Here is a 6,103-nt window from a genome sequence, read left to right as displayed (position 1 = left end):
AAATACATAAATACATAAATACATAAATACATAAATACATAAATACATAAATACATAAATACAATTAGTTATTATACCAAAATAGATTGAATATCCAAAGAAAAATCAATGAAATTAAGGTGTTTGTAGGGGGGATTATTGGCTGAAATAGGGGCGTTGATAGAAACCACCACGATATTTAAAAACCCATGTTCATGGCACCATAGAAGCTGTTTTTCTAAAAAATGGGGCGTGGGGAAAGCGTGGGCGATGAGGGCGAGCTTGCTGGTAGGATTTCGCAAGATAAAAATCCCGTTGTCATGGGAGTAAAGCTCGTAATTTGGGAATTGCTTGTAAAGCTCTAAAAAAACCATGTTTTCAAAAACGCTTAAAAGCGAGGGGCTGGGAGTTAGGCTATAAGGCAAGGCAAAATCGCACAAATACAATTTGGTTTTATGATTTTCAAAATCAGGGACTAAAAAAAGGATGCGTTGTTTTTCTAGCGCATGTAAAAATTTATAAAGGGTGTCTTTAGAAGTTTTCAGTTCTTTTTTGAATTGCGTATAAAGATAAAAAGCGCTCACAAATTTAGACTGATGCGCGCAGATTTTAGCCATTAAGGGGGCGTAAGTTTGAAAGGCTAGTTTGATATTTTCTTGTTTTTTTAGGATTTTTTCTTGCTCGTTTTCTACAAAAAGCGAATCTAAAGCGTTGCCGTCTTTTAAAAAGCGGTTAAACAGGGTGTTTTTAGGGGTGTTAGGTTTGAAAAAGCTAGTATATTCTTTAAAATTCAACCCTAACGCATAGCACAAGCTGCAATCTGGCGCTGTTATGGGGCTTAAATAATTAGGGATAAGAACGATTTTAGGAAGCTTTGGCAGGCTGAAATCTAGGCGGTCAATATGATCTAAAATGAGCAAATCCATTTTCTTTTCCAAATGCCATTTTAAAAGCCATGAGCTTAGAATGTTTTGGTTCAAACGCATGTCGTTGTAATTGAGATACACAGGGTTTTTAAAATCCTTCGCTAGTTTGAGAGCGAAAGTGGTTTTACCGGATTTCATCGGCCCTAAAAGACAGATTTTATCGCTTGAAGGCGCCTTTAAAAGCGGGTTGTTTAAAGCCGGCTCTTTAGGGGTTTCAAAAGGCCCAAAAGGGTGTAAGCAAGAAAGAGGCATGAACTTCCTTACAAAGGGGATTGGATTAAGATAATCGTAGCGCATTTTTTCTATTTCCTTATAAAAAGGAAGTAAAAATCTCTAAAAAGCCCTAAAAATAGCAAAAGTTATTGACTAAATGGCGCATTTTGAGTAGTATTTCAGTTTTTATTTTATTGTTTTATTCTGTTTTGAGTAACGAATGAAACGAGTTCTTTTAGGAGAGTTTATGGAAAAAATCAGGTTGAAGCTCAAAGCTTATGACCATAGAGTGTTGGATCGCTCTGTTGTGGCTATCGTGGAGGCCGTAAAGCGCTCAGGTTCTGAAATTAGAGGGCCTATCCCTTTACCGACTAAGAATAAGCGTTACACCGTTTTACGCTCCCCGCATGTCAATAAGGATTCAAGAGAGCAGTTTGAGATTAGGGTTTATAGCCGGTTGATTGATATTATCTCGGCCACCCCAGAAACCGTGGATAGCTTGATGAAGTTGGACTTAGCTCCTGAAGTGGATGTAGAAGTAACTTCTATGGAAACGAAGTAGTCCTAACGCATTGAGATAATAAAATAAGGGTTAGATATGGAATTTTTAGTTCAAAAGATAGGCATGAGCCGCACCATTGATGCTAACAGCACGCCTGTAACCTTGCTTAAAGTCTTGCAAGCGAAAGTGTGCCAGCTAGAAAACGGGAAAGCTTTGGTGGCCTATGCGATGCATAAAAAACACAATAAGGCGATTGAAGGCCAGCAAAAGAAATACCAGCTCAGCAAAGAGTTCAACCATTTCGCTACCTTAAAAGCTTCCCAACAACAAGAGTTGGGCGATTTGGATTTGAGCGCTTTAGAAACGCTTAAAAGGGTTAAAGCGAGCTTTAAAACGAAGGGAAGAGGCTTTGCGGGGGTGATGAAGCGTTGGAATTTCCAAGGCGGGCCTGCAGCGCATGGGAGTCGATTCCACCGCCGCCCTGGTTCTATTGGTAATAGAGAATGGCCAGGAAGAGTGCAAAAGGGTAGGAAAATGGCAGGGCATTATGGCAATGAGCTAGTTACTTGCCAAAACGAGGTGCTCTCTTTTGATAAAGAAAGTATGGTGTTAGTGCTAAAGGGTTCAGTGGCCGGCTTTTCTGGGGCTTATGGACGCATTAGAGCGGTATAAAGCCATACATGAATATAATATAAAGGGTTTGATATGAGTAAGGCCATCGTTTTAGACAGCCATTTGAAAGAAAAGGGTAGCGTGGAGTTACCTAAAAGATATGAGGGCATTAACAGCCATAACCTCTATCTTTATGTGAAACATTATTTATCTTCTGCGCGTGCTAATACCGCTAAAAGTAAAAACCGCGCTGAAGTGAGCGGGGGCGGCAGGAAGCCTTGGGCGCAAAAAGGGGGCGGAAGGGCCAGAGCAGGGAGCATCACTTCGCCTGTGTTTGTCGGTGGGGGTGTCTCTCATGGGGCTACGAATAAGCGCAACTACAACCTTAAAATCAATAAAAAACAAAAACGCTTGGCTTTAGAATACGCTTTAGAAGAAAAAGCGCAAGCGAACAAGCTTTTTGTAGTGGAAAAAATCGCTATAAAAGGCGTGGTTGAAGACAACAAAAGAAAGCATTTGACTAAAGAAGCCAATCAAATGTTCCAGGCTTTGGAGCAACGAGACACTTTGTTTGTGTGCATGAACATGGACGAATACACCGAGTTAGCCTTTAGTAACCTTAAAAAATGCCTTATTGTTGATGTGAGCGAGTTAAACGCTTATCTTTTGGCGGCGTTTAGCTCTGTGGTGATGGAAGAAGCGGCGTTTCAGCATGTGGTGCAAGATAAGACAGAGGAGTAAAAAATGGCAGACATCATGGATATAAAGTCAATTCTTTACACTGAAAAGTCATTAGGATTGCAAGAAAAAGGTGTTTTAGTGGTTCAAACGGCTCAAAATGTAACCAAAAACCAGCTCAAAGAAGTGTTTAAAACTTACTTTGGCTTTGAGCCTTTGAAAATCAATTCTTTGAAACAAGAGGGTAAGGTGAAACGCTTTAGAGGGAAGCTTGGACAAAGAAAGTCGTTTAAGAAATTTTATGTGAAAGTTCCAGAGGGCGCTAGCATTGCCGCCCTTGGCGCGTAGAAAGGAGAAAGCGTTATGGCGATTAAAACTTATAAGCCCTACACCCCAAGCAGACGCTTCATGTCGGTGTTGGACTCTAAAGACATTACCGCAAAAAGCAGTGTCAAAGGCTTACTCACTAAGCTTAAAGCAACAGCAGGGAGAAACAATAACGGGCGAATCACTAGCCGCCACAAAGAGAGAGGGGCTAAAAAACTCTATCGCATTATTGATTTCAAGCGCAACAAATACAATATTGAAGGGAAAGTGGCTGCGATTGAATATGATCCTTACAGAAACGCGCGCATCGCTCTTGTAGTCTATCCTGATGGGGACAAACGCTATATTTTACAGCCAAGCGGTTTGAAAGTGGGCGATAGCGTTATCGCTGCTGAAGGCGGTTTGGATATTAAAGTGGGCTTTGCGATGAAGTTAAAAAATATCCCTATAGGAACGGTGGTGCATAACATTGAAATGCATCCAGGGGCTGGCGGGCAATTAGCCAGAAGCGCTGGGATGAGCGCTCAAATCATGGGTAGAGAAAATAAATACACCATTATTAGGATGCCAAGCTCTGAAATGCGCTACATTTTAAGCGAATGCATGGCGAGTGTTGGCGTGGTAGGGAATGAGGATTTTGTCAATGTCTCTATCGGTAAGGCAGGGCGTAACCGCCATAGAGGCATTCGCCCACAAACTCGTGGTAGTGCGATGAACCCAGTGGATCACCCGCATGGTGGGGGTGAGGGTAAAACAGGGACAAGCGGTCATCCTGTATCGCCTTGGGGCACTCCAGCTAAGGGCTATAAAACTAGAAAGAAAAAAGCTAGCGACAAGCTCATCATTTCCAGAAAGAAACATAAATAAAGGGTTAAAGAATGTCTAGGTCAATTAAAAAGGGTCCTTTTATAGACGACCACTTGATGAAAAAAACGCTCAAGGCAAAAGAGGGCAAGGATAACCGCCCGATTAAAACATGGTCTAGAAGAAGCACCATTTTGCCTGAAATGATTGGTTTTACTTATAATGTGCATAACGGAAGGGTTTTTGTCCCTGTGTATATCACAGAAAACCATGTGGGTTATAAGTTAGGGGAATTCGCTCCTACAAGAACTTTTAAAGGGCACAAAGGCAGTGTCCAAAAAAAGATTGGCAAGTAAGGGGGCAGAATGAGTAAAGCGTTATTAAGATTTGTGCGGTTATCTCCTACTAAAGCCAGATTGATTGCAAGACAGATTCAAGGCATGAACGCTGAATTAGCGATCGCTAGTTTGGAATTTACGCCCAATAAAGCGGCTAGAGTGCTTTCAAAAGTGGTGGCTTCTGCGGTCGCTAACGGCTCTTTAGACGCCAAGAGCGCTCTAATTGTTTCTTGCAGAGTGGATGCTGGCCCTGTGCTTAGGCGCTCCATTCCAAGGGCTAAAGGCAGAGCCACAGCCATTAGAAAACCAACATCTCATGTATTCGTAGAAGTAGCAGAAGGGAAAGAAATGAAATCTTCTAAAAGCCATAAAAAAAATCAAGCAGAAGGTAAGTAGGGCATGGGACAAAAAGTTAATCCGGTAGGTTTAAGATTAGGTATTAATAGGAATTGGACTTCCAGATGGTTCCCTAGCGCTCGCACCGCTCCAAGCAATATTGATGAAGACAATAAGATTAGGAAATTCCTTAAAAAAGAGCTTTATTATGCCGGCGTGAGCGAGATTGTGATTGAAAGAGCGGCTAAAAAACTGCGCGTTACGGTCGTAGCGGCTCGCCCAGGACTTATCATTGGTAAAAAAGGCGTGGATATTGAAAAAGTCAAAGAAGGCTTAAAAACGCTCATCAAAAAAGAAGTCTCCATTAATATTAAAGAAGTCAAACGCCCCCAAGCTGACGCCCAATTAGCCGCAGAAAATGTAGCCACCCAGCTGGAAAAAAGGGTCGCTTTCCGCCGCGCGATGAAAAAGGTCATGCAAGCAGCGTTAAAATCCGGCGCTAAAGGGATCAAGGTGCGCGTTTCTGGCCGTTTAGCAGGGGCTGAAATCGCTCGCACCGAATGGTATATGGAAGGGCGCGTGCCTTTACACACCTTAAGGGCTAAGATTGATTACGGCTTTGCTGAAGCGATGACGGTATATGGTATTATTGGCGTGAAAGTGTGGATTTTCAAAGGGGAAGTTTTGCAAAAAGGCATCCAATTTGAGAAAAAAGAAGAGGCTAAAGAAGAAAGAGAGCCTAGAAGAAGCAGAAGAGGGAGGCAATAATCATGTTAATGCCAAAAAGAACAAAATACAGAAAGCAAATGAAAGGGCGCAATCGTGGGAAAGCCCATCGTGGTAACTCTATTGCGTTTGGGGATATTGCGATTAAAGCCATAGAGCATGGGAGGATCGATTCACGCCAGATTGAATCCGCAAGGGTGGCCATGACAAGGCACATTAAAAGAGCGGGTAAGGTGTGGATTAGGGTATTTCCCGATAAGCCTTTGACCGCTAAACCTTTAGAAACGAGGATGGGTAAAGGTAAAGGCTCTGTGGAAAAATGGGTGATGAATATCAAGCCGGGCAGGATCGTTTATGAAATGCTAGGCATTGAAGAAGGACTAGCGAGAGAAGCTTTAGCGTTAGCTCAGAGCAAACTTCCTTTTAAAACCAAAATTGTAACTTGTGAGAGCGAAAATGAAATATACTGAATTGAAAGATAAAAGTATCAAGGAATTAGAAGAGTTGTTGCATGCTAAGAAGGCGGAGCTTTTTGAGTTGCGCGTTAAGTTAAAGACCATGCAATTGAGTAATCCTAACGAGATTAAGAAAGCTAGAAGGAATATCGCTCGCATTAACACGGCTATTAACGCGTATTATTCTTCTAGCGTTGAGTAAAAAAA

The 6,103-nt window shown here is 41.9% G+C and carries 11 protein-coding genes; 10 read left to right on the top strand and 1 reads right to left on the bottom strand.

Going from position 1 to position 6,103, the window contains the following annotated elements:
- Nucleotides 1-71 precede the first annotated feature (71 nt).
- Nucleotides 72-1,157, bottom strand: coding sequence for an ATP-binding protein (locus EWZ81_RS07270; RefSeq protein ID WP_165549503.1), 1,086 nt, complete (start codon nt 1,155-1,157; stop codon nt 72-74).
- A gap of 208 nt (nt 1,158-1,365) precedes the next feature.
- On the opposite strand from EWZ81_RS07270, the gene rpsJ reads away from it, so the two are divergent.
- The 10 genes from rpsJ to rpmC are packed head-to-tail and all read left to right on the top strand — an operon-like array spanning nt 1,366 to nt 6,098.
- A complete protein-coding gene (gene rpsJ / locus EWZ81_RS07265; protein WP_000411561.1) occupies nt 1,366-1,680 on the top strand; it encodes a 30S ribosomal protein S10 in 315 nt (104 codons plus the stop codon).
- 36 nt (nt 1,681-1,716) lie between these two features.
- Nucleotides 1,717-2,292, top strand: coding sequence for a 50S ribosomal protein L3 (gene rplC, locus EWZ81_RS07260; RefSeq protein ID WP_000395323.1), 576 nt, complete (start codon nt 1,717-1,719; stop codon nt 2,290-2,292).
- Between the two features lie 33 nt (nt 2,293-2,325).
- Nucleotides 2,326-2,973 (top strand): 50S ribosomal protein L4, encoded by a 648-nt coding sequence (rplD, locus tag EWZ81_RS07255; protein ID WP_000030143.1) that lies wholly within the window; start codon nt 2,326-2,328, stop codon nt 2,971-2,973.
- Nucleotides 2,974-2,976: 3 nt separating this feature from the next.
- Entirely contained in the window at nt 2,977-3,258 is a 282-nt protein-coding gene (locus EWZ81_RS07250; RefSeq protein WP_000763613.1) for a 50S ribosomal protein L23, read from the top strand.
- A 15-nt stretch (nt 3,259-3,273) separates the two neighbouring features.
- A complete protein-coding gene (gene rplB / locus EWZ81_RS07245; protein ID WP_165549502.1) occupies nt 3,274-4,104 on the top strand; it encodes a 50S ribosomal protein L2 in 831 nt (276 codons plus the stop codon).
- An 11-nt stretch (nt 4,105-4,115) separates the two neighbouring features.
- A complete protein-coding gene (gene rpsS, locus EWZ81_RS07240) occupies nt 4,116-4,397 on the top strand; it encodes a 30S ribosomal protein S19 (RefSeq protein WP_000091385.1) in 282 nt (93 codons plus the stop codon).
- Between the two features lie 9 nt (nt 4,398-4,406).
- Nucleotides 4,407-4,775: a 50S ribosomal protein L22 gene (gene rplV, locus EWZ81_RS07235; RefSeq protein WP_000030375.1), complete on the top strand. Its 369-nt coding sequence runs from the start codon at nt 4,407-4,409 to the stop codon at nt 4,773-4,775.
- Between the two features lie 3 nt (nt 4,776-4,778).
- A complete protein-coding gene (gene rpsC / locus EWZ81_RS07230; protein ID WP_000529972.1) occupies nt 4,779-5,483 on the top strand; it encodes a 30S ribosomal protein S3 in 705 nt (234 codons plus the stop codon).
- A gap of 2 nt (nt 5,484-5,485) precedes the next feature.
- Nucleotides 5,486-5,911 carry a 50S ribosomal protein L16 gene (gene rplP / locus EWZ81_RS07225; RefSeq protein WP_000928961.1) on the top strand — a complete coding sequence of 142 codons (426 nt, stop codon included), beginning with the start codon at nt 5,486-5,488 and terminating at the stop codon, nt 5,909-5,911.
- The gene (rpmC, locus tag EWZ81_RS07220; RefSeq protein ID WP_000877895.1) at nt 5,898-6,098 is read left to right on the top strand and encodes a 50S ribosomal protein L29; all 201 of its coding nucleotides are present in this window, start codon (nt 5,898-5,900) and stop codon (nt 6,096-6,098) included. Before rplP ends, rpmC begins: the two co-directional genes overlap by 14 nt.
- Nucleotides 6,099-6,103 lie beyond the last annotated feature (5 nt).

The organism is Helicobacter pylori (genome assembly GCF_011140715.1).
Taxonomy (GTDB): domain Bacteria; phylum Campylobacterota; class Campylobacteria; order Campylobacterales; family Helicobacteraceae; genus Helicobacter; species Helicobacter pylori_DA.
This window is presented reverse-complemented; position numbering and strand designations above follow the sequence as displayed.

Excerpts from the sequence above, each read along its gene's own strand:
- EWZ81_RS07270 (WP_165549503.1), bottom strand. The coding sequence starts at position 1,157 with ATGCCTCTTTCTTGCTTACACCCTTTTGGGCCTTTTGAAACCCCTAAA.
- rpsJ (WP_000411561.1), top strand. The coding sequence starts at position 1,366 with ATGGAAAAAATCAGGTTGAAGCTCAAAGCTTATGACCATAGAGTGTTG.
- rplC (WP_000395323.1), top strand. The coding sequence starts at position 1,717 with ATGGAATTTTTAGTTCAAAAGATAGGCATGAGCCGCACCATTGATGCT.
- rplD (WP_000030143.1), top strand. The coding sequence starts at position 2,326 with ATGAGTAAGGCCATCGTTTTAGACAGCCATTTGAAAGAAAAGGGTAGC.
- EWZ81_RS07250 (WP_000763613.1), top strand. The coding sequence starts at position 2,977 with ATGGCAGACATCATGGATATAAAGTCAATTCTTTACACTGAAAAGTCA.
- rplB (WP_165549502.1), top strand. The coding sequence starts at position 3,274 with ATGGCGATTAAAACTTATAAGCCCTACACCCCAAGCAGACGCTTCATG.
- rpsS (WP_000091385.1), top strand. The coding sequence starts at position 4,116 with ATGTCTAGGTCAATTAAAAAGGGTCCTTTTATAGACGACCACTTGATG.
- rplV (WP_000030375.1), top strand. The coding sequence starts at position 4,407 with ATGAGTAAAGCGTTATTAAGATTTGTGCGGTTATCTCCTACTAAAGCC.
- rpsC (WP_000529972.1), top strand. The coding sequence starts at position 4,779 with ATGGGACAAAAAGTTAATCCGGTAGGTTTAAGATTAGGTATTAATAGG.
- rplP (WP_000928961.1), top strand. The coding sequence starts at position 5,486 with ATGTTAATGCCAAAAAGAACAAAATACAGAAAGCAAATGAAAGGGCGC.
- rpmC (WP_000877895.1), top strand. The coding sequence starts at position 5,898 with ATGAAATATACTGAATTGAAAGATAAAAGTATCAAGGAATTAGAAGAG.